Source organism: Aeromonas sp. MR7 (assembly GCF_963899385.1).
Lineage (GTDB): Bacteria > Pseudomonadota > Gammaproteobacteria > Enterobacterales > Aeromonadaceae > Aeromonas > Aeromonas bestiarum.
In genome coordinates this window covers 246766-270781 of record NZ_CAWQXH010000032.1, presented here as the reverse complement: position 1 = coordinate 270781, position 24016 = coordinate 246766, and the positions used below count along the sequence as shown (strand labels likewise).

Sequence of the window (24016 nt, the reverse complement as noted above, 5' to 3'; positions counted from 1 at the left end):
GAGGGGTTATGAACAAGATCCAGCAATGGGACCTGCAGGTGTGCCGCATCTGCCTGCTCCACGCCTACAACCGACCGCAGGCCAGGATCAGCCGACTCATCTCCCGCACCGGTGACGGCCCGCTCTACGCCGTGCTGGCCGCCCTGCTCTGGTGGCAGGGGGAGGCGGAGCGTGAGCTGGTGGGGGTGGCCCTGCTTGCCTTTGCCATCGAACTGCCGCTCTATCTGCTGCTCAAGAACGCGCTGAAACGCCAGCGTCCGGCAGGCCTGCCGGTCTTCATCACCCCTTCCGATCGTTATAGCTTGCCCTCCGGCCATACCGCAGCCGCCTTCCTGATGGCGACAGTGATGGCTGCCAGCTTCCCGCTCTGGGCGCCCCTGCTGTTTGCCTGGGCCGCACTGGTAGGGGCGTCACGCCTGCTGCTCGGGGTGCACTACCTGAGCGATCTGGTGGCCGGTGCCTTGCTCGGTGGTGGCTGCGCCCTGCTGGCGCTCAGCTGGAGTCAGGGATGAGGATACTATTCGGGGTACAGGGCACAGGCAACGGTCACATCAGCCGCAGTCGCACCCTGGCGCGGGCGCTGCGCGCCCGTGGGCTTGAGGTCGACTACCTGTTCAGCGGTCGCCCCGCCGACGGCTATTTCGAGATGGCCGAGTTTGGCGATTATCGTACCTTTGCCGGTATCACCTTCGTCAGCCACGAGGGTGCCATCTCGGGCTGGCGTACCCTCAAAGGCCTCTCGCCCCTGCGTTTCTTGCGGGACATGCGGGCCCTGGATTGCCGCGATTACGACTTGGTGATCAGCGATTTTGAGCCACTCAGTGCCCATGCCGCCCGTCGCTGGGGCAAGCCCAGCCTCACCATCAGCCATCAGGCCAGCTTCGACTGGCCGATCCCGCGCTGGGGCGAGAGCGGCTTCAATCGCCAGCTGATGCGCCACTTCGCCCCGGTCCGCCAGTCCCTCGGACTGCACTGGTTTCACTTCGGCCAGCCGCTGCTGCCGCCCATCATAGATCCCATCGCCCAGGCCCACGACAATCAGCAGATCCTGGTCTATCTGCCGTTTGAGCAGACCGAAGCCATCGCGGCCCTGTTGTCGCGCTTCAACCAGCAGCGCTTCGTCTGCTTTCACCCGGCCATTCGCAGTGCCAGCCAGTGGCGCAACATAGCGTTCGAGCCGCAGGCGCGGGAAAGCTTCAAGCAGGTGCTGGCCGGCTGTCGCGGCGTCATCACCAACGGCGGTTTCGAACTGGCCTCGGAGGCGCTGACGCTCGGCAAGAAGCTGCTGGTCAAGCCGCTGGGAGGACAGTTCGAGCAGCTGACCAACGCCAAGACGCTGGAGTTGATGGGGCTGGCCCGGCTGATGGATGCGCTCGATGCCAATGCTGTGCGGGCTTGGCTGGATGCCTCGGCCCCGGGCCAGATCCTCTATCCCGATGTGGCGGGCGAACTGGCGGGCTGGCTGGCGGACGGGGCAAAGGAGAGCGTGGCCGAACTCTCGCGCCGGCTGTGGGCTCGCACCCTGTTTCCGGAAGAGGTGTGTGATCGCTTGAGCGAGCTGGAAGGCGGATGCCCGTTGAGCAGCAGTTGGTTATCGCAAGTGAGCGCCTTTGACTAGACTGAAAGCGATCCCACCAAGGAGAGGACGGACACCATGCGCTTTACCAATGAAAACGGCGACACCATGACCCTGGCAGACAACCTGACCCTGCATGAATTGCTGGACATGGGGGTCAGCATCTCTGTCTGCGAAGAGACGGATCCGGATCAGCAGATCTGGCTGGCAGAGCCGGAAGACGAACAGTAAGTCTGTGCTCTGCTCGACGGCCCATCCCAAGGGGTGGGCTATTTTTTTCCAGATTGCCTCGTTGTGACAGCATGATCCGCTAGCCAGTCCCCCATCTTCCCAGCATTGTTCCCACCCGTTTCACCAAGTCACTGAATGTTAATAGCTGTTTGAAATTTATGACTGTTATGGTCAGACAAAGCCGTGGACAAGCGTTCACAAGCGGGTTAAGTTGGTTTTTCACCCGCTTTGCGGGTGAATGATGGAAAAAACCTATTTTTCTACTATCGACGGCACCGAACTCGCCTGGCCCGTATTCAGACAACAACAAGACACGGACCGGCGCTGCCGGGAAGCAGCGGACTGTCGATAGCTTTCGCTTAACGGAGCAAAGCCTGGAGGGCTTTATCATGGAGATGTTATCAGGCGCCCAGATGGTGGTTAGAGCGCTGGAAGATCAGGGAGTTGAGCACGTTTTCGGCTACCCTGGTGGCTCAGTGCTCGACATCTATGACGCTCTCTTTGAAAACGGCAAGATGGAGCATGTCCTGGTGCGGCACGAGCAAGCCGCGGTGCACATGGCGGACGGTTACGCCCGCTCCACCGGCAAGGTGGGCACAGTGCTGGTGACCTCGGGTCCCGGCGCCACCAATTGCATCACGGGGATCGCGACCGCCTACATGGACTCCATCCCCCTGGTGATCCTGTCCGGCCAGGTGCCGACCAGCATGATCGGGGAAGATGCGTTCCAGGAGACCGACATGATCGGCATCTCCCGTCCTGTGGTGAAGCACAGCTTCCTGTGCAAGAAGGCGAGCGAGATCCCCGAGGCCATCAAGAAGGCCTACTACATAGCCGCCAGTGGCCGCCCGGGGCCCGTGGTGGTGGATCTGCCCAAAGACGTGCAGAACCCGAAAGAGAAATTTCCCTACCAGTATCCCGAGACCGTCTCGCTGCGCTCCTACAATCCGACCAAGGCCGGACACAAGGGCCAGATCAAGCGGGCCGCCAAGTTGCTGGTGGAGGCACAGCGCCCCGTCATGTACGTGGGCGGCGGCGCCATCAATGCCAATGCCGATCATCTGGTGACCAAGCTGGCGGAGCTCTTGAACCTGCCGGTGACCACCACCCTGATGGGGCTGGGGGCCTTCTCCGGCACTCATCCGCAATTCATCGGCATGCTGGGGATGCACGGCACCTTCGAAGCGAACAAGACAATGCACAACGCGGATCTCATTTTCGCCGTGGGTGCCCGCTTCGATGACCGCGTGACCAACAACGTGGCCAAGTTCTGTCCCAACGCCACCATAGTTCACATCGATATCGATCCTACCTCCATCTCCAAGACGGTGCAGGCTCATGTGCCCATCGTCGGCTCGGTGGAAACCGTGCTGGAGCAGATGCTGGAAGTGATCCGCGAGTGTGGCTTCGACAACGACAAGCAGGCGCTGGCGGACTGGTGGAGCCAGATCGCCCAGTGGCGCTCCCGCAATTGTCTGGCCTATGAAACCCATCCCACCCTGATCAAGCCGCAGCAGGTCATAGAGGCGCTTTACAAGGTGACCAAGGGGGAGGCCTTCGTCGCCTCCGACGTGGGCCAGCATCAGATGTTTGCCGCGCTCTACTATCCGTTCGCCAAGCCGCGCCAGTGGATCAACTCCGGTGGCCTCGGCACCATGGGCTTTGGCATTCCGGCCGCCATGGGCGCCCAGTTTGCCAACCCGGATGCCGTGGTCTGCTGCGTCACCGGTGACGGCTCGGTGCAGATGAACATCCAGGAACTCTCCACCTGTTTGCAGTACGGTGTGCCCATCAAGATCATCTCCATCAACAACCGCGCCCTCGGCATGGTCAAGCAGTGGCAGAAGATGTTCTACGGCGGCCGTCACAGCCACTCCTACATGGAATCCCTGCCGGACTTCGTCAAGCTGGCGGAGGCCTATGGCCACGTCGGCATAGCGGTGAGCGATCCGGCGGAGCTCCAGAGTGCCATGGAGAGGGCCTTCGCCATGAAGGATCGACTGGTGTTTATGGACATCTCGGTCGATCCAGACGAGCACGTCTATCCGATGCAGATCAAGTTTGGCGCCATGGACGAGATGTGGCTGAGCAAGACGGAGAGGACCTGACAATGGGGCACATTATTTCGGTCGTACTCAGGGACCTCAAGTTTGGTTCCATCAATGACGAGATGTGGCTGAGCAAGACGGAGAGAACCTGATGAGGCATATCATTTCAGTACTGCTGGAAAACGAGTCCGGCGCCCTGAGTCGCGTGGTAGGTCTCTTCTCCCAGCGCGGCTACAACATCGAGACCTTGACGGTGGCGCCTACAGAGGATCCCACTCTGTCCCGCATGACAATCGTCACCATGGGCGACGAGCGGGTGCTGGAGCAGATCCAGAAGCAGTTGCACAAGCTGGTGGACGTGCTCAAGGTGTGCGATCTCAGCGAGGGTGAGCATATCGAGCGGGAGATAGCGCTGATCAAGGCGCGTGCCGCCGGTGGCGCTCGCGACGAGCTGAAACGGCTGGCGGACATCTTCCGTGGCCAGATCGTCGACGTGACCCCGGAGCAGTACACTGTACAGCTGGTGGGCACCAGCGAGAAGCTGGACGCCTTCATCAAGACCGCGGCCCAGACCAACGAGATCATCGAGGTGGTGCGCTCGGGGGTTTGTGGCATCTCCCGGGCTGACAAGGCACTGCGCCCCTGATTGTTTCGCCGAGAAGACTGTTATTCCAAAAGGGCTCTGCGGAGCCCTTTTTCATGGGCGCAAGGTGAGCAAGGGGGAAGTGCGAGTCTGTCATTTTCTTTCAAATGATCAGTAAACTATCCACAAAAGCTGTGGAAAACTCTGTAGATTAGCGGTGTGTCTAGCGTTAGTTAGCTGATCTTAAAGGGGTATTTTGATCTGATCTCTGCTGGGGTGCAATTGTGCAATCCACTCTGGCGGGTGTGAGTGTTTGCTTATCCTCTCTCCCTTGCCAGGCAGGCGCTGACGATGAGGATTGGGATCCGGTCAGGATCCTGATTTGATCTTGCGGATCAACATGTCGCCCGTCCGCCATAAAAAAACCCGCCTCTCGGCGGGTTTTTCACAAGGTCGGCTGAAGGTCGATTACTCGGCCTGAGCTGCCTGGATACCGGTCAGGGCTATGGTGTAGACGATGTCGTCAACCAGGGCGCCACGGGACAGGTCGTTGACCGGCTTGCGCATGCCTTGCAGCATGGGGCCGATGGAGACCAGGTCAGCGGAGCGCTGTACCGCCTTGTAGGTGGTATTGCCGGTGTTCAGGTCCGGGAACACGAACACTGTGGCCTTGCCGGCAACCGGTGAGTTCGGTGCCTTGGACTTGGCCACGTTCTCCATGATGGCCGCATCGTACTGCAGCGGGCCGTCGATGATGAGGTCGGGGCGCTTGGCCTTGGCCAGCTCGGTCGCTTCACGTACTTTCTCTACATCGGCACCGGCGCCAGAGGTACCGGTGGAGTAGGAGATCATGGCGACGCGCGGCTCTATGCCGAAAGCGGCAGCGGAGTCGGCGGACTGGATGGCGATCTCGGCCAGCTGTTCGGCAGTGGGATCCGGGTTGATCGCGCAGTCGCCGTACACCAGCACCTGATCAGGCAGCAGCATAAAGAAGATCGACGAAATCAACGAGGAGCCCGGGGCTGTCTTGATGATCTGCATCGGCGGACGTATGGTGTTGGCGGTGGTGTGTACCGCGCCAGATACCAGACCGTCCACTTCGCCACGCTCCAGCATCATGGTGCCCAGCACCACGTTGTCTTCCAGCTGTTCGCGGGCAACCACTTCGGTCATGCCCTTGTTCTTGCGCAGCTCGACCAGACGCGGCACATAGCGCTCACGCACTTCCAGCGGATCTATGATCTCGACACGGTCGGTCAGCACCACGCCCTGCTGTTCGGCGACGCGACGGATCTCTTCCGGGTTGCCCAGCAGCACCGGACGGGCGATGCCACGCTCGGCACAGATGGCGGCAGCCTTGATGGTACGCGGCTCTTCGCCTTCCGGCAGCACGACGCGTTTGTTGGCCTGACGGGCCAGCTCGGTCAGCTGATAACGGAATGCCGGCGGGCTCAGACGACGGGAACGGGTGGACTTGGCGGAGAGAGACTCGATCCAGTGCTTGTCGATGTGGCCAGCCACATAGTCCTGCACCAGTTCGATACGCTCGCGGTCATCTTCCGGAATGTCGACGTTGAAGTTCTGCAGGCTGACGGCGGTCTGCCAGGTGTTGGTGCCTGTGATCATGATCGGCAGGCCGGTGGCCATGGCCTGTTGGCACAGGGCCAGCACTTGTGGTTCCGGATGATAGTTGCCGGTCAGCAGCAGGGCACCCAGCTTGACGCCGTTCATGGCGGAGAGGCAGGCGGAGACGATGACGTCGGAACGGTCACCGGAGGTCACCAGCAGGCTGCCCGGACGGAAGTGCTCAACCATGTTGTGGATGGAACGGGCACAGAAGGTCACGGTCTGCAGGCGACGGCTGTCCAGCTCACCCTTGTGCAGGATCTTGGCGGCCAGGTGCTTGGCGAGATCCTTGGCGCGCGGGGCGATCAGCTGGGTATTCCAGGGGATGCAACCCAGGATGCGCAGCGGGCTCTTGCCGAATACCTGCAGCACTTCCAGATTGTGAGCCGCTTCAGAGGTGTGGTGGTGCGCCTCGAACATCTCGGTCAGGTCGGGGCGGGTCACGCCGTGCTCGTCAACCGGAGCGCCAACCTTGTTGATGACACAACCCACGATACGGGGGTTGCTGACGCCACCGAAGTTGGAGCAGGCCAGCTCGATGCGCTCTTTCAGCTTCTGGCTGGAGTCGTTGCCCGGGTGGGTCACGAACACCATGTCGGCATCCAGCGCCTTGGCGACGTCGTAGTTCAGCTTGTTGGCAAACGGCTGCTTGTCGGTCGGAACCATGCCTTCGATGACCAGCACCTCGGCACCACTCGCCTTCACGTGTTCTTCGAAGCGGGCCACTATCTCTTCCAGCAGGATATCTGTGTTGCTGGAGGTGATCATGTTCTCGGCGTAGGAGAGGGCGAACGGCTCGGGCGGGTTGATGTTGGCAGCGGCGCGGATCACGGCGGTGGAGCGCTCGGTACCGGTTTCACCCGGACGCGGCTGGGCGACCGGTTTGAAGAAGCTGACATTGACACCGTGACGTTCCATGGCGCGGACAACGCCAAGACTCACGGAAGTTACGCCGACACCAGTGCCGACCGGGATAAGCATAATAGTGCGTGCCACTTAATACCCCTTGCTCATTTTTTGGGATCAGGAAAAGGCCGCCCTGGGGCGGCCTTGCTCTACAGCGAAATTATGCGCCGACCAGTTCCAGCGCATCGTGGGCAATGACCCACTCCTCGTTGGTCGGGATAACCAGGGCCTTGGTGGAACCAGCCTTGGTGATCTCGCCACCCTTGCCAAAACGAGCCTTCAGGTTGGCGTCGTGATCGACGTCAAAGCCCAGCAGACCCAGCTTGTTCAGGGTGATTTCACGGATCGGGGCGGAGTTTTCACCGATACCACCGGTGAAGACCACGGCATCCAGACGACCGTCCATGGCGGCGGCGTAGGCGCCGATATACTTGGCCAGGCGATAGCAGTAAACGTCCATGGCACGCTTGGCTTCTTCTTTGCTGTCGTAGTTGTCTTCAACGAAACGGCAGTCGGAAGTGACTTCGGTCAGACCCTGCAGACCGGACTCTTTGGTCAGCATGGTGTTGATATCCGCCACGCTCATGCCCAGTTTGTCGTGCAGGAAGAAGATGATGGCCGGGTCCAGATCGCCGGAGCGGGTACCCATGACCAGGCCTTCCAGCGGGGTCAGACCCATGGAGGTATCAACGGATTTGCCGTTCTTGATGGCACAGACGGAACCGCCGTTGCCCAGGTGGCAGTTGATGATGTTCAGCTCTTCCACCGGCTTGTCCAGCTGCTTGGCTGCTTCCAGGCTGATGTAGTAGTGGCTGGTGCCGTGGGCGCCGTAGCGACGGATGCCGTTCTCTTTGTAGAGCTTGTACGGCAGGGCGTACAGGAAGGCTTCTTCCGGCATGGTCTGGTGGAAGGCGGTGTCGAACACGGCCACGTTCTTGTCGGCCAGGGCCGGGAAGATACGGCGGGCTTCACGGATACCGATCAGGTGAGCCGGGTTGTGCAGCGGTGCGTAAGGTACGGCGGCTTCGATGCCGGCGATCACGTCATCACAGATCACGACGGAGGAGGTGAAACGCTCACCACCGTGAACAACACGGTGACCGATGGCGATCAGATTCTTGGACAGTTCCGGATTGAGCGGCAGGATCTTGTTGACGATGTAGTCCAGCGCTTCCTGGTGAGCGGCACCTGCGCCCAGATCGGCACTGCCTTTCTCGCCATTCAGTTTCCACTTGATGCGGGCGTCGTCGAGGTTGAAACACTCGGCCAGGCCGGACAACAGATCATCACCGGTGGTTGCGTCAATGACAGCAAACTTCAGGGACGAGCTGCCACAGTTAAGTACAAGAACCAGCTTACTCATGAATAAATCCTATCGCAGATTGGGTTGTGTAGGAGGATGCGTTGGACGCGTTGCGTCCAAAAACTTTCAACTTATCCTTATGAGGGTTGGCAATCTGTTGCTTGCCCCTTGTATAGTGATACAAGACCCGAAATCCAGACGTCCCTGACAGCGCAACGGCAGGCCATTGGCGCAAAAATTGGGCGTACAAAGGATAACCCGATTGTTGAAAAATAACAAAGTCATCCTCAACCTTTGTTATTGCACATCAAATATAGTCGAGGTTTTGCCGTTAATACGTTCAAAAAAAGCTCGGAGGTAGCATGAGCATGAACATTTTTGGAACTAAATTACAGCAAGGCCGTCATTATATGACCCTTTGGCCCCGCCGTCCCGAGCTTAATTCCATGTTTCCCGAGAACCGGGTGATCAAGGCCACCGAATTCGCCCTCAAGATCATCCCGGCGCTGGCGGTGCTCAGCGTCATGCTGCAGTTCCAGCTTGGTGAGCTGCACTACTGGCCTTCGGTCATGGCCTCTGTGCTGTTTCTGCTCAGTTTGCCGCTGCAAGGTTACTACTGGCTCGGTCAGCGCGCCGATACCCGGCTGCCTCCTTCCCTTGCCAGCTGGTATCGCGAGATCAACGGCAAGATGAACGAGCAGGGCGGACATCGCCAACTGGTGGCCCAGCCCCGTTACGAAGAGCTGGCCGATACCCTCAATGCCGCCTTCAAGCAGCTGGACAAATCCTTTCTCTACGAATAGGCGAACAAGGTTTTCCAATCAGACAAAGGCGCCCAGAGGCGCCTTTTCCATCTATCGCGATCAGGCCGCCAATACCTTGCGGATCTCCTGGATGGAGAGCTTGTATTGACGGGGGCACTGGCGCCATACGGTCAGCATGCGCTGGTACTTGTCACGCATGGCGATATCGCTGGAGAGCTCGTCACACGGGCACTTGAGTTCGGGGAAGCGTTTGTCCACTTCCAGCAGGAAGCAGACGTAGTCGGCCAGCTCCCGCTCCTGGCTGCGGCTGTAGCCGTTGAACTCCAGCCGGCTGGCATTGATTTCACCCTGATCGGCGCCATCCAGGTTGCCCCAGGAGATGGCCAGCGCATGGTGCAGCTCCAGAGTGTCGATCACCTCCTGGCAGGTGGCCAGATCCAGATGACCGAAACTCTTCTCCAGTTCGAGGATCTGCAGGCAGTAGCCGCGCGCTATGATGGTGCTGGCCCGCTGGTAAGACGCCGCTTTCTCCGGATTGAGTTTGGCCAGGATCTCGTACTGGTTGCTCAGGATCAGGCGTTCGGTGTGGCTCATGTTCATGGGCTTTTCTCACTGGAAAATGAAACTGGGGTCACGTTAACCCATATCTCAGATGAATTTTTTGATCTGGCAGGGGAGGTTGGCGAGAAAGCCGGGTCGGGAAATCAAAATGGCTCTGCGACGGGTTAATTAATGGTAGCGGCTGCGCACTTGTGTTTCGGCCTGAGCTGGCAACAATATGGGTGTCATTTGGATTGCACCAACTGACTCACCAAGGCCCCGATACAGGTGCATGCATGACCATCACAACCAGGACTCAGTCGCCGTGACCACAGGTTCTGGCCGACGGGGCAAGGAAAGGGCGGCCGAGATGGCTCGCCGCCGGGATGCGCTGGCTGATGCCGTCATCACGCAGCGAGACTGGCGAGCGGACCAACGAAGGGCCTGCAGTTGCAGGCCCTTTTTGTATTGGGTGTTTTTCAGGCCGGGCGGGTTCAACCCTTGATGAGGTCGAGCACCACCTGATGGTGGTCGCTGGTCTTGAACTTGTCGAAGCGGTGGGCGACCTTGCCCTCTTCATCGATGAGGAAGCTCAGCCGGTGAATGCCGTCATACTCCTTGCCCATGAACTTCTTCGGGCCCCAGACGCCAAAGGCATCGGCCACCGCGTGATCTTCATCGGCCAGCAGGCGGAAATTGAGGCTGTCGCGCTCCTCGAATTTCTTCAGACGCTTGGCCGGATCCGGGCTGATGCCGAGCACCACCACGTTGAGGGCCGCCAGCTCGCTATTGATGTCACGCAGACCGCAGGCCTGCGTGGTGCAGCCCGGTGTCATCGCCTTGGGATAGAAATAGATGAGCACCTTCTTGCCACGCAGATCGGCAAGACGAACCGGGTTGCCGTCCTGATCGGGCAGGGAAAAGTCGGGGGCCTGGGTACCAGCCTGTAGTGGTTGCATGGGGTCTCCGAACGCCGTCAGGCGTGTTTGTTGTTGACGATGAATTCGAACGATTCTGCGCCCAGTTCGCGACAGAATCCGGCGAAGGCCGTTTCCGAGCCGGCGGTCTCTCCCTGCTTGGCCAGATTGAGCTGAAAGCTCGCCTTGAGCAGGTTGAACGGTTGCTGCTCCAGGGTAATGGTCTGCATGGCCTGGATGTCCCAGCCGTGGTCGCTGAAGAACTGGGTGCACTGGCTTACGATGCCGGGCTGGTCACGGATCAGGATCTCGGCGTTGGCGCTGATGTCGTACTGCAGTGAGTGGTGGCGCTCGGTACGTTTCATCATGGTGATGAGATCCCACTCCTGACTGCGCAGGGGCAGACTTATCTCGAGTTGCATCAGGCTGTTCCAGTCCCCGGACAGCAGCATGATGAAGGTGAATTCATTACCGAAGATACCAAGACGGCTGTCGACAATGTTGCAACCACAGCCACTGACGTGGCGGGTGACCTCATTGACTATGCCAGGCCTGTCCGTGCCTATGGCCGTTACGACCAGGTAGTGAGTCATAAATCTTCTCTCGTCCATTAGCTTGTTGCGAATGTGAGCGCAGTGGGTGCCGCCCTGACCGGGTGGCCGGCCTTGGGCCATTCCCTGCGCTGTTACATGGCAACCTTGTAAGAATGCCGTGGTCGCGAGCCTTGTCTCGAGTCGAGAAGACCCGGGATTGGCGCAGGCCGTCGCGCTCGCGCACCGCTTTTGGTGCAGAATGGTATCACGGCTTGCCCCCTGCCTCCCTTGTTTTTCCAAGGGGGCAGCTTTACCATAACGCCCCTGAAAATCGGGAGAAATATCCATGTTACGCGGTAGTATCGTTGCCCTCGTTACCCCCATGCTGGCTTCAGGCGAAGTCGATTGGACCAGTCTGGCCGCCTTGGTCGATTATCATGTCAGCGCAGGCACCACCGCCATAGTTGCGGTTGGCACCACGGGGGAATCGGTGACCCTGAGCGAGCAGGAGCACATTGCCGTCGTGGAAAAAACCGTGGAACTGGCCGCCGGACGCATTCCCGTCATCGCCGGTTGCGGCTCCAACAATACCGCCCATGCCATCGCCCTGGCCAAACGATTCGCCGAAACGGGCGTGGTGGCGGGTCTCTCGGTTACCCCTTATTACAACAAACCCACCCAAGAAGGCCTCTATCGTCACTATTGTGCGATCGCCGAGGCTAGTGGTCTGCCCCAAATTCTTTATAATGTGCCCGGTCGCACCTGTTGCGATCTCAAACCGGAGACGGTAGCCCGACTGGCCAAGGTGCCCGGCATCATAGGTCTGAAAGAGGCCACCGGGGATCTGAGCCGTACTCCGCTGCTGCGTGAGCTGTGCGGAGCGGAATTCGCGCTTTATAGTGGCGATGATGCCAGTGGATGTGATTTTATGCTGCAAGGTGGCGACGGAGTCATTTCGGTCACCACCAATATTGCAGCGGCCCAGATGGCCGACATGTGTCGTGCAGCGCTGGCCGGTGATGCCGGTCTGGCCCATGACATCAACAATCGATTGATGCCGTTGCATCAGACTCTGTTCTGCGAACCGAGTCCCATCCCGGTGAAGTGGGCCTGTGCCCGACTGGGATTGATGGCGACGGCGACCTTGCGTCTGCCGCTCACCGACCTCACCCCCGAGGGCGAACAAGCGATGACGCGAGCACTGACCACTGCGGAGTTGATGGCGAGTGTTTAAAGCAAATGGAAAGGGAAATGCAGTGCGCCTGGTGCTGAGTGTGGCGACCGTTGCCGTGCTGGCAGCCTGTAGCTCACCCCAAGAGCGCAAGATGGCCAACCGTGGTTTCGAGTACGAGGATGCCCGCCTTGAAGGCCGCGCGTTCCTGGTGCCGGCCGGGTTGAGTACCCCCGCCTTTAACAGCAGCTTCGACATCCCGGCGCTGCCCGAGAGCAGCCGCGAAGGTGCCCTCGGCGCCAAGATTGACGTGCGCCCGCCCGCCCAGCTGCTGACCGTGGTGCCGGGCAGCCAGGTGGTGCCCAATGCCAGCGAGCCCACAGTGGCCTTCTATGCCCTGAGCACCTCCCAGAGCGTGGAGCGCGATACCTGGGCCTTCCTGATGAACTTCCTGGCCCAGTACAAGGTGACCACGGAGAAGCTGGACCAGCAGGCCGGCGTGTTGCAGACCGGCTGGTTTGACAACACCAAGGCCCTCGATGGCTGGAGCGAAGAGGATGACGACTTCAATATCCGTCAGCGTTACCAGTTCACCCTGCGCAACGATGTCCAGCGTCACGCGGTCAACATGTCGGTGCGGGTACTGGATCACGAAGAGACCATAGACGGCGAGACCAGCACTGTGCTGACGCCGGCCGATGCCCAGCGCTACGCCACCCGCGCCCTGAACCAGTTCTCCCTCTATTACGACAAGCAGCTTAAGTCCCGCGAACAGCACAAGGCCAACGATGGCATGGGGCTGGAGCTGGGGCTGGACAACAACGAGCTGAGTGCCTGGATTGCCGACGGTTCCTTTGATCAGGTGTGGCGTCGCCTCAACCAGGTACTGCCTGGCTATGGCTTCACCATCAAGGATACCCAGCAGTCTCTGGGCTGGATCGACGTCGAGTACGACGAGCCGGGCAGCGACTTCTGGAAGGCCAAGGGCAGCGAGCCGTTCAAACTGGAAGAGGACAAGTATCGCTTCCAGCTTGGCGAGATGGCTGGGGGCAAGACCTCCATCACACTGTTCGACAAGGACAAGAAGCCAGTGTCGTCCGGCGTCATCTCCCAGATGTACATCAGCCTGTCCGAGGCATTCGCCAAGGGCCTGGCTGACCAGGCAGCAAAAACAGAATAAAAACAGGGGCCTAGTGCCCCTGTTTTGTTAGGTTAATCCCCCTGTAAATACAGGGTCTGATGCGCTTGATATGTTAACCCCCAGAAACAGGGGCCCTGTGCTCCTGTTTTATTCCTCCCACAAACAGGAAGTGTTATTAGCCATGAGTCTTGCAGATCAAGTATTGGCGGTGAATGACGATTTGCCGATCCGTACCGATAAACCTGTCCATTCCGGCAAAGTGCGCAGCGTCTACTGGTTGACCCCCGCAGACAGTGCCCGGCTCATCAAGGAGAAAGGCTATGATGTGCCAGCCGATGCGCCGCTTGCCCTCATGGTGATCAGCGATCGCATCTCTGCCTTCGACTGCATCTGGCAAGGTGTGGACGGGCTGAACGGCGTACCTGGCAAGGGGGCGGCACTCAACGCCATCTCCAGCCACTGGTTCAAGCTGTTCAAGGAGAAGGGACTGGCCGACAGCCACATCCTGGACATCCCGCACCCCTTCGTCTGGATCGTGCAAAAAGCCCGCCCCGTGATGATCGAGGCGATCGCCCGCCAGTACATCACAGGCTCCATGTGGCGTGCCTACAAGGATGGCGAGCGCGAGTTCTGCGGCATCACCTTGCCGGAAGGCCTGAAGAAGGATCAGAAGCTGCCGGAAATCCTCATCACTCCCTCCACCAAGGGTGTGCTGACAGGGCTGGATGGCGTGCCTGAGGCCGATGACGTCAACGTCTCCCGCGCCGATATAGAGCGCCACTACCAGGGCTTCAACTTCAGCAAGCTGGCCGATATCGACCGCTACGAAGTGCTGCTCAAGGAAGGCTTCAACGTCATCAGTGACGCCCTGGCCGAGCTGGATCAGATCTTCGTCGATACCAAGTTCGAGTTTGGCTATGTCCAGGACGCGGCCGGCAACGAGAAGCTCATCTATATGGATGAAGTGGGTACCCCCGACAGCTCCCGCATCTGGGATGGTGCCGCCCTGCGCGACGGCCAGATCGTCGAGAAGTCCAAAGAGGGTTTCCGTCAGTGGCTGCTGAACCACTTCCCGGATCCGGATATCCTGCTCAACAAGCACCGCATGCCGGAACGCTTCGCCCTGGCCCGTGACAACAAGTTGCCGACCGAGGTGATGATGGATATCTCCAACACCTATGTAGGGATCGCCGAGAAGATCATCGGTCAGCCGCTGGTGCGCAGTGCCAATCCCAAGCAGGAGATCATCGAGGTGCTGCGGGAGCAGTACGGTCTGATCGACTGAGGATCGCCGCTTTTTTTGTCGCCGGGAAACAAACGTTTGCTGGTGGTGAAAGGAACAGCCGACAAACAGACGGGCCCCAGTGCGGGGCCCGTTTTTATTGGTTTTTCAACTGTTTGGCAAGGCGTCAGCCATTGACTTTGAACACCTGGCCGGTCTGCACGCCGAGCACGGATTTCTGGTAGGCCTGGGCCACCCGGGCGGCCGGCACCGGCACGAAGCCCGGGAAGAAGGCGGCGTATTTGTCCATCGACTCGGTCAGCACGGTCGGGCTCACCACGTTGATGCGCAGCCCCTTGGGCAGTTCGCAGGCTGCCGCCTTGACGAAGTGCTCTATGGCGCCGTTGATGGTGGTCGCACTGGCCCCCCAGTTGATGGGCTCCTCGCTCAGAATGCCGCTGATCAGGGTGATGGAACCCTTGTCATTCAGGTGGGGGATGGCGGCACGGGTCAGATTGATCTGGCCCATCAGCTTGCTCTCGATCCCCACTTGCCACTGCTCGTCCGTCATCTCGGTCAGGCCGTTGAAGGCCACGCTGCCGCTGGCCACCACCAGTGCATCGAACGTCCCCAGCTTGGCAAACAGCGCCTTGATGGAGGCGGGGTCACGCATGTCGACAGTGGCATCGCCACGACTGTGACCGACCCGGATCACCTGGTGGTCTTTGGCAAGCAACTCACTGACGGCCGAGCCGACGGTGCCGGAGGCACCCACAATCACAATCTTCATCTGTTTCACTCCTGGTTGGGATGTGTTGATTCTAGCGCGATAAAAAGGGAGAAAAAGCGCGTAAAATAAACGCATTGTTTCCATATTGGAGCTAATGATGGATATCTCCCATCTGACCAGTTTTTACGAGGTGGTGCAGCGGGGCAGTTTTTCCGCCGCCGCCGATGCCCTGGGGGTGAGCAAGGGGATGCTGAGCCGCCATGTCAGCGCCCTGGAAGCCGCCCTCAATGCCCAGCTGTTGCAGCGCACCACCCGCCGCCTCAGCCTGACCGAGGCGGGCAAGACCCTCTACTTGCAGGCGGGGCAGATCTTCGCACTGGCCCGCCAGGCGGAGCAGGACATACAGGCGCTGACCGAGGAGGACAGTGGCCGGCTGCGCTTCACCTGCCCGGTCAGCACGGGGGATCGCATGGTGAGCGAGCTGCTCGGCCGCTTTGCCGAGCTCTGCCCGGGGGTGCAGGTCGAGCTCAACTTCACCAACGCCATGGTCGACATGAGTCAGGGGGAGCACGACATAGCCCTGCGCGCCATGAGCAGCATACCCGACAACCTGGTGGCGCTGCCGCTCGGTCAGCTCAAGGACGTGGTGGTGGCCAGTCCCGCCCTGCTGGCGCGGGAAGGCCTCCCCGCCACGCCCTATGAACTGAGCGGTCGCCCCTGCCTGTTGCAGGGCCACAACCCGGCCTGGGAGCAGTGGCACTTTCGCAAGGGAGAGGAGGAGGCTCACATTCTGGTGCAGGGCAAGGTGCGGGCCAATCACTACAGTACCGTACTGCAACTGGCCCGCGCGGGCATGGGATACGCCAAGTGTCCGCTGATGCTGGTGGAGCCCTGGCTGGCGAGCGGCGAGCTGGTGGCCGTGCTGGATCAGTGGCAGACAGGTCTGCACCCGCTGCACGTGCTGCACGCCCAGCAGCGGCGGGTACCGCGCAAGATCCGGCTGTTCAAGCAGGTGCTGGCCCAGTGGTTTGCCGAGCGGCCCCACTACCTGTTGTGAGGGCTCTGCGCCGTTATTTTTCTGTCATCTTCGGCTGTTACCCTGCGCCCATCACAGCGATCAGGAAGATGAGCGAGCATGAAGGGTTATCAGGGTTGGGTTGGATTGACGCTGCTGTGCGCGGCGATGGGTATGAGTACGGCGCAGGCCGAGGTCGAGGTGGCGGTGCCAACGGATTTCCAGATCCTGGCGGTGAGCAGTGGCAAGTTGCAGGATGAGCAGCACGCCACCCTGGCGGACGGAGAGCAGCAACTGCTGGTACGCTATGAGGGGGTGATCCCGAGCCGCAATAGCAGCGAAAACGATCGGCAGGTGAGATCCGAGCCGCAGGTGCTGCGCTATCAGGCCAGTCAACAGCGCCTGCAACTGGTGGCCAGCGTACCGGCCACTGAAAAGGGGATGCAGCTTTATGCCAGGGCCCCCGTGGTGGTGTTGCAGGCGGATGGCCGGGCGCTCTCCATCCAGCAGGATGCGCTGGTGACCAGCGGCATGCTGCTCGGCATGGACTGGCGTGCCCGGCTCGATGAGTACAATCGCGGCGCCGGCAAGGCGGCGCTGACGACAGCCGCCGTGGCCACCACTGCAACCGCAGGCGCCACGGCTCCCGCCTTGGCTACCCGCGAGCTGGAAGGGCAGTTGCAGCAGATGTTCCTCAAAGCGGATCCCGAGCTTCGCAAGCGCTTCATCGGCTGGGCCGTGCCGCGACTTTAAGTTTGCGGCCCGTTGCAGTAACGTGGGGGCTCTCTTCGTGCATTGCGCCCACCTTATCCAACGAGGTCTTCATGTTTGAATTGCACACTCGCCTGCAGGCGGATACCCAGTTGCTCGGGGATCTGCCGCTTTGTCGTGTCCTGCTTGCCAAAGACAGCCAGTATCCCTGGCTCATCCTGGTGCCACGGGTCGCCAACTTGCGGGAGATTCACCATCTGGCGCCCGCGCAGCAGCAGCAGCTGATGCAGGAGTCCTGCGCCTTGGCCACCCTGATGGAGCAGGCGCTGCGGCCGGACAAGATCAACGTGGCGGCGCTCGGCAATCTGGTGCCGCAACTGCATCTGCATCATGTCGCCCGCTTTACCACGGATCGGGCATGGCCAGGTCCCATCTGGGGAGCGCATCCCTCCTTGCCTCATGACGAGGCCAGCTTGCAGCAGGAGGCCGCCGGCTGGCGCCTCAAGCTCAGCCATCTGGCCGGTTTCATTCCGCTTGCCGCTGATAATTGAGTCAAGTGAGAGGCGGCTCGCTATTTCGAAGCCCAAGCCGCGCTATCTGTTAGAGTTATGGTATAGATAAGCCCATTTTCGATGTTCAGGAAGGTCCCATGATAGTGACAAGAGCCGACAACGATGCCGTATTGACCACAGAAGATGTGCTGCTGAGTCTGTGTCATTCGGTTACGGATGTATTGAGTGCGGCGACCCAGAGTCAGGTGCGTTTTTCCGGCATGGTGCAGCGGATCAGCAAGACCTGCCTCAAGCCGGATATCGGCTGTTTCGTGCTGTTTGATGGCGGCTTCTCCGGCCTGGTGGTGATCAACTTCTCCGCCTCTGCGGCCATGGAGCTCTATGAGAGCTACATGCTCAGCATGGGCCTCTCCAAGGAAGATCTCGCCATCTCCCACACCTCGGACGAAGTGAGCAACGTCATGGGCGAGCTGATGAACCAGATAGTCGGCAGCTTCACCGTCAAGGTGGGCCGGGATCTGCAGACTCACATCACCCAGAACCAGCCGAAGATGCTGGCGCTGAACAAGCAGGTGATGCTGAGCGTCGATACCAACCTCGACAACCCGGAAGCGCGCCGGGTCACCTTCTTCACCGCCCGCAACAACATCTTCTATCTGGAGCTGGCGATGGACAGGACAGAGTTTATCCGCATTCACAACGATGGCATGGATGAGGAGGAGCTGGATCCGGATGCCCTGATCGCCCAGACCAAGCTGGCGGCCGCCAAGCCGGCCCCGGTGGCCGCACCGGTCGCCAACGAGCATGACGACCTGCTCGACTCGCTCGGTATCTGACGTCAGCCAATGCTGAACAAATGACAAGGCCACCCATGGGGTGGCCTTGTTGTTTGTTGCCGGGGGAGGGCTTAGAAGTTGTAGAGCAGGCCGGTACTGACGCGGCTGGACTGGCTGTCGTAGAAGCTGATGTCGGAGTTGGCCCTGGAGTAGGCCGCAGTGAAGGTGGCTGCGAGAGCATCGACGCCGAACAGCTTGTGCCAGAAGAAGGTGCCGTTGATGGCAAACTCGTCCGCATCGGCACTTTGGCCGAAGAGGGGATTTGCCTCGTCATACTTGCGCTTGCCGGCATAGAGGTTGCTGACGATGGACCACTGGGGACCGCGTTGGGCGTAGGTCAGTTTCAGACCCGTGTTCTTGAAGCTCTCGGCACTGCCGTCGAGGCGGGCTTCCTTGTAGACGATGGCGGGCTCCAGCAACTGGTTGCCGCCAAAGTGCCACTGGTAGGAGAGCTCCATGTCGTGCATCTTGCCGTTGCGATCCAGCATATCGGCGTAGTGGGTGCCGTGGCTCTGGTCATACTGCTGACCGCTGTGCTCCTCATCCATGTCCACTTCCCGGGTGGTCAGGGTGCCGTAGAAGTTGCTGCCCCAGATCTTGTCCCAGGCAAAACGCACCCCTTTTGACTTCACATCGGTCGAGCTGCGATCCACCCCGGTGGCGAAGGGATCGCTCCACAGTTCGACCGGCATGACGTTGAACACCAGCGAGGTGGCGACTATGCCCTTGTCACCCATCTCCTGACGCAGGCCGAGCTGCTGGGTGAAGTCGAAGCGCACCGCATCCTGGATCAGGTTGCCGAGGAAGATCTGGGTACGGGTATCGGCGAAGGTGTAGCGGATGTCGGCGTTGAGCAGCGGCGTCAGGCCGCTCTCGCTGTCGGGGGCGCCGAGGTCATCGATGCGACTGTGGTTGTCATCGCCGGCATAGAAGTTGGACTTGTAGCTGACGGCGTTGACCCCGCCCAGCAGAAAGCCGGACCAGCCGGACTGCTTGGGGATCTCGCCCAGATCGGCGTGGGCGGCATTGGCTGCCAGCAGACCAAGACTCAGCAGGGTGAGATTGCGCATCGATGAGACTCCTGAAATATCAGATGGTTGAATTGAACAGCCGGACATTATAGCCAGCCAGGCTTAACTCGGGCTGACCGAATTGACTCCGGCATGCTACCCCAGTGCAAGGAGGAGGTTAATCGATAATTTATCGTGCGACGGCACAAGAGTTCGGCGCGCCGTGCTGGTATTCTGTTCGGCGAATATGGGGGAGAAAACAACAAGATGAAACAAATCAAATCCTGGGCGCAATATTACGTCGACCTGATGACCAAGCTGGGACTGGTGCGCTTCAGCATGTTCCTGGCCACCGCCATCATAGTGCTGGCTGTCTCCATCCAGATGGGGGTCACCCTGTTTTTGCGCGGCACAGTGGACGTTGTCGATCTGGTGCGCTCTGTCTTCTTCGGCCTGCTGGTCACCCCCTGGGCCGTCTATTTTCTCTCCATCGTAGTGGATCAGCTGGAGGATTCCCGCCAGCGGCTGACCCGCATGGTGCGCAAGCTGCAAGACATGCGTGAGCGGGATCTGGAGCTCAACAGCCAGTTGCAGGAAAACATCAGCCGTCTCAACGCCCAGATCGCCGAGACCAACCGGGCCGAGACCCTGCGCCAGCAGGCGATCGAGGATCTGGAGAACGAGGTGTTCCAGCGCGAGAAGGCCCAGTTGCATCTGGGTGAGCGCACCGCCTTGCTGCGCTCCTTCATCGACTGCTCCCCCGATCTGGTTTACTACCGCAACGAAGACGAGCAGTTCTCCGGCTGCAACCGCGCCATGGAGGAACTCACCGGCAAGGTGGAGGCCGAACTCATCGGGCTGACCCCGTTCGACGTCTACAAGCAGGAAATAGCGAACAAGGTGGTGGAGACCGACAAGCAGGTCTTTGCCAGCAACGAGCCGCTCACCTATGAGCAGTGGCTGGAGTACCCCGACGGTCGCAAGGCCTACTTCGAGCTGCGCAAGGTGCCCTTCTTCGATCGCTTCGGCAAGCGCCTCGGCCTGCTCGGCTTTGGCCGCGACATCACCGAGCGCAAGCAGTATCAGGACAAGCTGGAGAAGGCGAGCCGCGACAAGACCACCTTCATCTCCACCATCAGCCATGAGCTGCGCACCCCGCTCAACGGCATAGTGGGGCTGAGCCGCATGCTGATGGATACGCCGCTCGATCCCAAGCAGCATCAGCAGCTCAAGACCATCCACCTGAGCGCTGTGACCCTTGGTAATATCTTCAACGACATCATAGATCTGGACAAACTCGACCGGCGCCGGCTGGAAATAGCGCCGACCCCCATCGACCTGCCCGCCTTCCTCGACGAGCTGGAGACGCTGTCACGCATCCAGGCGGAGCAGAAGGGGCTCTATCTGCATTTCGACCGGGATGGCGACATGCCGCAATTCGTGATGGCCGATGGCACCCGGTTGCGTCAGGTGTTGTGGAACCTGGTGGGCAATGCGGTCAAGTTTACCGATGAGGGCGGGGTGACGGTACGTTGCCTCTCCCACGCGGCCGATGAGCCGGGCAAGCTGGCCCTGCACTTCGAGGTGGAGGATACCGGCGTCGGCATTCCTCGCGCCCAGCAGGAGAAGATCTTCGCCATGTACTATCAGGTACAGGGCAAGAAGCACGCCACCGGCACCGGCATCGGGCTGGCGGTCTCCCGTCAGCTGGTACAGGCCATGGGCGGCCAGCTCTACGTGGACAGCGACCCGGGTGAGGGCTCCTGCTTCACCGCCGAGCTGGAGGTGGACTGTGTCGAGCCTCAGGCCGCTGACGCCGAGCCCGAGATGCCCTCCCTGGATATCCTGCTGGTGGAGGATGTGGAGTTGAACGTGACGGTAGCTTGCGCTCTGCTCAACAAGCTCGGTCATCAGGTGCAGGTGGCGCGGGACGGTGCCCAGGCGCTGGCCATGGCCAATCCCGATGACTTTGACCTGATCCTGCTGGATATCCAGCTGCCGGACATGACCGGCTTCGACGTGGCGGCCCAGCTGCTTGAGCGCTACGGCGACAGTTTGCCACCCATGGTGGCGCTCACCGCCAACGCCACCGGCGATCGCCAGTACTATCGGGATCACGGCATGCAGGATGTGATCAACAAGCCGCTGGGCTCCAGGGCGGTGCGGGAGGTGATTGGCCACCTGTTTGCGGATCTCGCCGACGATGAGGCGGATGAGCAGGCCGATGCGGGCAGCCAGGATGAGTTGCTGGACTTGCCCTTCCTCACCGACTACGCCGATACGGTGGGCAAGCCGGTGCTGCTCTCCAGTGTCGATCTGTTCGAGAAGATGATGCCGGACTACATGGCGGTGCTCGACTCCAACATGATCGCCCGCGATCAGGCTGGCGTGGTGGAGGAGGCGCACAAGATCAAGGGGGCGGCCGGCTCCATCGGTCTGCGCCGCCTGCAGCAGCTGGCCCAGCTGATCCAGAGCCCGGATCACCCCGCCTGGTGGGAGAACGTGGAGGACTGGATAGAGTCGCTGCGCCGCGAGTGTCCGGGTGATATCGCCAGGTTGAAACGCTGGCTGCTCTCATAGACGCGAGTCGCAGGCAAGGAGCCGCAACATGTATAGCCGTTTGATTACCCCCGAGCGCATCCATCGCTGGGGCGACGAAGCGCTGCTGGAGGCGACCGAGCTGGATCGCGCCCGCATAGTGCAGGCCGCGCCGGTGCGCCGGCTGCAGCAGAAGACCCAGGTCTTTCCGCTGGATGTGAAGGCCTCGGTACGCAGCCGTCTCACCCATTCGCTGGAGGTGCAGGAGACCGGCCGCCAGATCAGCCGCCGCGTTCTGGCGGCGCTGCCGGCGGGTTCGGTGTGCGAGGGGGCCTTCATCAATCTGGTGGAGATGTCCTGCCTGCTGCACGATGTCGGCAACCCACCGTTCGGCCACTTTGGCGAGCAGGTGATGAGCCAGTGGCTGGCACAGGCGCTGGATGATCTGTTTGCCGCTGCTCTTGGCCAGGCGCCCAGCCCGCAGTGGGCCGAACTGCGCCAGGATCTGCTGGTGTTCGACGGCAACGCCCAGAGCCTGCGGCTGGTGCACAGCCTGCACGAGCTGAATCTGACTCTGGGGCAGCTGGCCGCCCTGTGCAAGTATCCGCAGCAGCCCCTGCACGACGGTCAGCATCATGGCTGGGCCAGCAAGCGCGGCATCTTCTTCAGTGAACAACCCCTCTACCGTTCCCTGAGCCAGAGCCTGGGACTGGCGCCCGGTTGCCGCCACCCGCTGGTCTACATCATGGAGGCGGCCGACGACATCTCCTACTGCATCGCCGATCTCGAAGATGCGGTGGACAGGCGCATTCTCAGCCTGAGCGAGCTGCAACAGGCGCTGCGTCTGGCCGATGAGGGTGCCTACATGGCGGGCTTGCTGGCGGATGCCACCGCCTCTGACAGAGGCTTCTTCCCCCATTTTCGCCAGCAGCTGACCCGGGATCTGATCGCGCTGGCCGCCCACACCTATGTGAGCGAGCACGACATCATACTGAGTGGCGCCTATCCCCAGGCGTTACTGCACGGTCAGGCGCCGGCGGCGCAGGTGCTCGACACCCTCAAGCAGGTGGCCCGCGAGCAGGTGTTCATGCGACCCGAGGTGGAGGCGCTGGAGCTGGAAGGCTATGCCGCCCTGCGTGGCGTGCTCTCCACCTATGCCTGCCTGCTGGCGCTGCCTGCCAGCCAGTTCGAGCGACTGCTGGCCGGGCAGGGGGGCAGCGAGCTGTTCTTCGCCCGCCGCCTGTTTCACCGCCTGTCGGCCCGTCATCTCAAGGCATACCGGCTGGCGGTGGCCAACCGGGATCCCCGTTTCGACAAGGGGGCCGAACAGGAGTGGTACTACCGGGTGCGGCTGCTGCTCGACTATGTGAGCGGCATGACGGATACCTATGCGCTGGAAGAGTTCCGCCTCTTGTCCGGGATCTGACTCGCGCCAGGCAAATCCTGTGCGTGCCGTCCGGGAGCGGATGTGTGCGGCTGACGGGCGAGAGACCTGTGTCTCGTCTGGATATTGATAGATGGCTCACTCCCCATATGGGGGGTGAGGTTCTTGTATAAAATTCGGTCTTTTTTTAGACTGTGGCAACTTGTTCAACTTTCACTCGGTAAGGAGACGGATATGCAACATTCAATGCTAAACGTTGCGTTCGACCGCTGCATCAGCAGCGCGAAGACTCGTGCTCTTTTTCTGCCGCGTGGAGGAAACAGGTAACACCTGCTTTTTCATCACCCGCGGTTGTCCCGCAGGGTGATGCCCCCTCTCCGGGAGAACCGCACGTTCAACTGGAGAATATTATGTCTATCGAACTGACCCTGCTGCGCACCGTCGAATCCCTGGTTCAGAAACGGATCACCCGGCTGGAACGCCGCACCAGTTACCTGCACCTCTCGCCCGCCTTGCTGAAAGACATAGGTCTGGAAGGGCAAAATGTGCAGATCGCCCACGTCCGTGAGCAGGAATATCAAACCGGCTTCCGGCTTGGGAATCGAATAACCTGATGATGTGGGGCCTGGCCCCCTTCTTGCAGGAAAATGGCAGGCTTAGGCCTGCCATTTTTCGTATCCGCTTGAGTTTGGTTACGAATTTTCATTCGCACATTTTGC

At 60.4% G+C, this 24016-nt stretch carries 23 protein-coding genes; 16 read left to right on the top strand and 7 right to left on the bottom strand.

Features of this window, described 5'->3' with window-relative positions; all coding sequences use genetic code 11:
- Positions 1-8: 8 nt before the first annotated feature.
- The 5 genes from AACW87_RS15845 to ilvN all read left to right on the top strand — a co-directional run bounded on the left by AACW87_RS15845 (position 9) and on the right by ilvN (position 4501).
- On the top strand, positions 9-512 hold the full coding sequence (locus AACW87_RS15845; protein ID WP_241325507.1) for a phosphatase PAP2 family protein: 504 nt from the start codon (positions 9-11) through the stop codon (positions 510-512).
- Positions 509-1618, top strand: coding sequence for an MJ1255/VC2487 family glycosyltransferase (locus AACW87_RS15840; RefSeq protein ID WP_043141766.1), 1110 nt, complete (start codon positions 509-511; stop codon positions 1616-1618). The genes AACW87_RS15845 and AACW87_RS15840 overlap by 4 nt, the downstream gene beginning before the upstream one ends.
- 36 nt (positions 1619-1654) lie before the next feature.
- Positions 1655-1807: a hypothetical protein gene (locus AACW87_RS15835; RefSeq protein ID WP_010673158.1), complete on the top strand. Its 153-nt coding sequence runs from the start codon at positions 1655-1657 to the stop codon at positions 1805-1807.
- 389 nt (positions 1808-2196) lie between these two features.
- Positions 2197-3915: an acetolactate synthase 3 large subunit gene (locus tag AACW87_RS15830; protein WP_241325506.1), complete on the top strand. Its 1719-nt coding sequence runs from the start codon at positions 2197-2199 to the stop codon at positions 3913-3915.
- Positions 3916-4006: 91 nt separating this feature from the next.
- Positions 4007-4501, top strand: coding sequence for an acetolactate synthase small subunit (gene ilvN / locus AACW87_RS15825; protein ID WP_040097800.1), 495 nt, complete (start codon positions 4007-4009; stop codon positions 4499-4501).
- A 405-nt stretch (positions 4502-4906) separates the two neighbouring features.
- On the opposite strand, the gene pta is transcribed toward ilvN, so the two are convergent.
- Together pta and AACW87_RS15815 are read right to left on the bottom strand one after the other, a co-directional pair.
- A complete protein-coding gene (gene pta, locus AACW87_RS15820; RefSeq protein ID WP_043141774.1) occupies positions 4907-7060 on the bottom strand; it encodes a phosphate acetyltransferase in 2154 nt (717 codons plus the stop codon).
- A gap of 70 nt (positions 7061-7130) precedes the next feature.
- On the bottom strand, positions 7131-8333 hold the full coding sequence (locus AACW87_RS15815; RefSeq protein ID WP_043556015.1) for an acetate kinase: 1203 nt from the start codon (positions 8331-8333) through the stop codon (positions 7131-7133).
- A 302-nt stretch (positions 8334-8635) separates the two neighbouring features.
- On the opposite strand from AACW87_RS15815, the gene yfbV reads away from it, so the two are divergent.
- The gene (yfbV, locus tag AACW87_RS15810; protein ID WP_042865674.1) at positions 8636-9076 is read left to right on the top strand and encodes a terminus macrodomain insulation protein YfbV; all 441 of its coding nucleotides are present in this window, start codon (positions 8636-8638) and stop codon (positions 9074-9076) included.
- A gap of 60 nt (positions 9077-9136) precedes the next feature.
- Here yfbV and AACW87_RS15805 read toward each other — a convergent pair whose 3' ends face one another.
- From AACW87_RS15805 to AACW87_RS15795, 3 genes are all read right to left on the bottom strand, one after another.
- Complete coding sequence (locus tag AACW87_RS15805; protein ID WP_043556017.1) at positions 9137-9637, bottom strand: YfbU family protein; 501 nt, start codon at positions 9635-9637, stop codon at positions 9137-9139.
- Positions 9638-10071: 434 nt separating this feature from the next.
- Positions 10072-10536: a thioredoxin-dependent thiol peroxidase gene (gene bcp / locus AACW87_RS15800; protein ID WP_241325505.1), complete on the bottom strand. Its 465-nt coding sequence runs from the start codon at positions 10534-10536 to the stop codon at positions 10072-10074.
- 17 nt (positions 10537-10553) lie between these two features.
- Positions 10554-11087: a glycine cleavage system protein R gene (locus AACW87_RS15795; protein ID WP_042865677.1), complete on the bottom strand. Its 534-nt coding sequence runs from the start codon at positions 11085-11087 to the stop codon at positions 10554-10556.
- A gap of 286 nt (positions 11088-11373) precedes the next feature.
- Between AACW87_RS15795 and dapA the strand changes: the two genes are divergently transcribed.
- From dapA to AACW87_RS15780, 3 genes are all read left to right on the top strand, one after another.
- Positions 11374-12261 (top strand): 4-hydroxy-tetrahydrodipicolinate synthase, encoded by an 888-nt coding sequence (dapA, locus tag AACW87_RS15790; RefSeq protein ID WP_241280048.1) that lies wholly within the window; start codon positions 11374-11376, stop codon positions 12259-12261.
- Positions 12254-13378: an outer membrane protein assembly factor BamC gene (gene bamC, locus AACW87_RS15785; RefSeq protein ID WP_103473022.1), complete on the top strand. Its 1125-nt coding sequence runs from the start codon at positions 12254-12256 to the stop codon at positions 13376-13378. The genes dapA and bamC overlap by 8 nt, the downstream gene beginning before the upstream one ends.
- Before the next feature lie 142 nt (positions 13379-13520).
- A complete protein-coding gene (locus AACW87_RS15780) occupies positions 13521-14624 on the top strand; it encodes a phosphoribosylaminoimidazolesuccinocarboxamide synthase (RefSeq protein WP_043554624.1) in 1104 nt (367 codons plus the stop codon).
- A 124-nt stretch (positions 14625-14748) separates the two neighbouring features.
- Here the strand turns inward: AACW87_RS15780 and AACW87_RS15775 are convergent, their stop codons facing one another.
- Positions 14749-15351, bottom strand: a complete 603-nt coding sequence (locus AACW87_RS15775) for a short chain dehydrogenase (RefSeq protein WP_043141788.1) — start codon at positions 15349-15351, stop codon at positions 14749-14751.
- A gap of 97 nt (positions 15352-15448) precedes the next feature.
- On the opposite strand from AACW87_RS15775, the gene AACW87_RS15770 reads away from it, so the two are divergent.
- From AACW87_RS15770 to AACW87_RS15755, 4 genes are all read left to right on the top strand, one after another.
- A complete protein-coding gene (locus AACW87_RS15770) occupies positions 15449-16348 on the top strand; it encodes a LysR family transcriptional regulator (RefSeq protein ID WP_098980662.1) in 900 nt (299 codons plus the stop codon).
- Between the two features lie 78 nt (positions 16349-16426).
- Entirely contained in the window at positions 16427-17059 is a 633-nt protein-coding gene (locus AACW87_RS15765; RefSeq protein ID WP_241325504.1) for a DUF2057 domain-containing protein, read from the top strand.
- A 71-nt stretch (positions 17060-17130) separates the two neighbouring features.
- A complete protein-coding gene (locus AACW87_RS15760) occupies positions 17131-17568 on the top strand; it encodes an HIT domain-containing protein (protein WP_098980661.1) in 438 nt (145 codons plus the stop codon).
- A 98-nt stretch (positions 17569-17666) separates the two neighbouring features.
- On the top strand, positions 17667-18365 hold the full coding sequence (locus AACW87_RS15755) for a DUF3334 family protein (protein WP_042865686.1): 699 nt from the start codon (positions 17667-17669) through the stop codon (positions 18363-18365).
- Between the two features lie 71 nt (positions 18366-18436).
- On the opposite strand, the gene AACW87_RS15750 is transcribed toward AACW87_RS15755, so the two are convergent.
- Positions 18437-19435: a DUF2860 family protein gene (locus tag AACW87_RS15750; RefSeq protein WP_241325503.1), complete on the bottom strand. Its 999-nt coding sequence runs from the start codon at positions 19433-19435 to the stop codon at positions 18437-18439.
- Between the two features lie 207 nt (positions 19436-19642).
- Between AACW87_RS15750 and arcB the strand changes: the two genes are divergently transcribed.
- The 3 genes from arcB (at position 19643) to AACW87_RS15735 (ending at position 23911) form a co-directional block, all read left to right on the top strand.
- Entirely contained in the window at positions 19643-21955 is a 2313-nt protein-coding gene (gene arcB / locus AACW87_RS15745) for an aerobic respiration two-component sensor histidine kinase ArcB (protein WP_043554868.1), read from the top strand.
- 28 nt (positions 21956-21983) lie between these two features.
- Positions 21984-23339, top strand: coding sequence for a dGTPase (dgt, locus tag AACW87_RS15740; RefSeq protein ID WP_241325502.1), 1356 nt, complete (start codon positions 21984-21986; stop codon positions 23337-23339).
- Between the two features lie 368 nt (positions 23340-23707).
- The gene (locus tag AACW87_RS15735; RefSeq protein WP_042039391.1) at positions 23708-23911 is read left to right on the top strand and encodes a hypothetical protein; all 204 of its coding nucleotides are present in this window, start codon (positions 23708-23710) and stop codon (positions 23909-23911) included.
- The last annotated feature ends 105 nt before the right edge of the window (positions 23912-24016 follow it).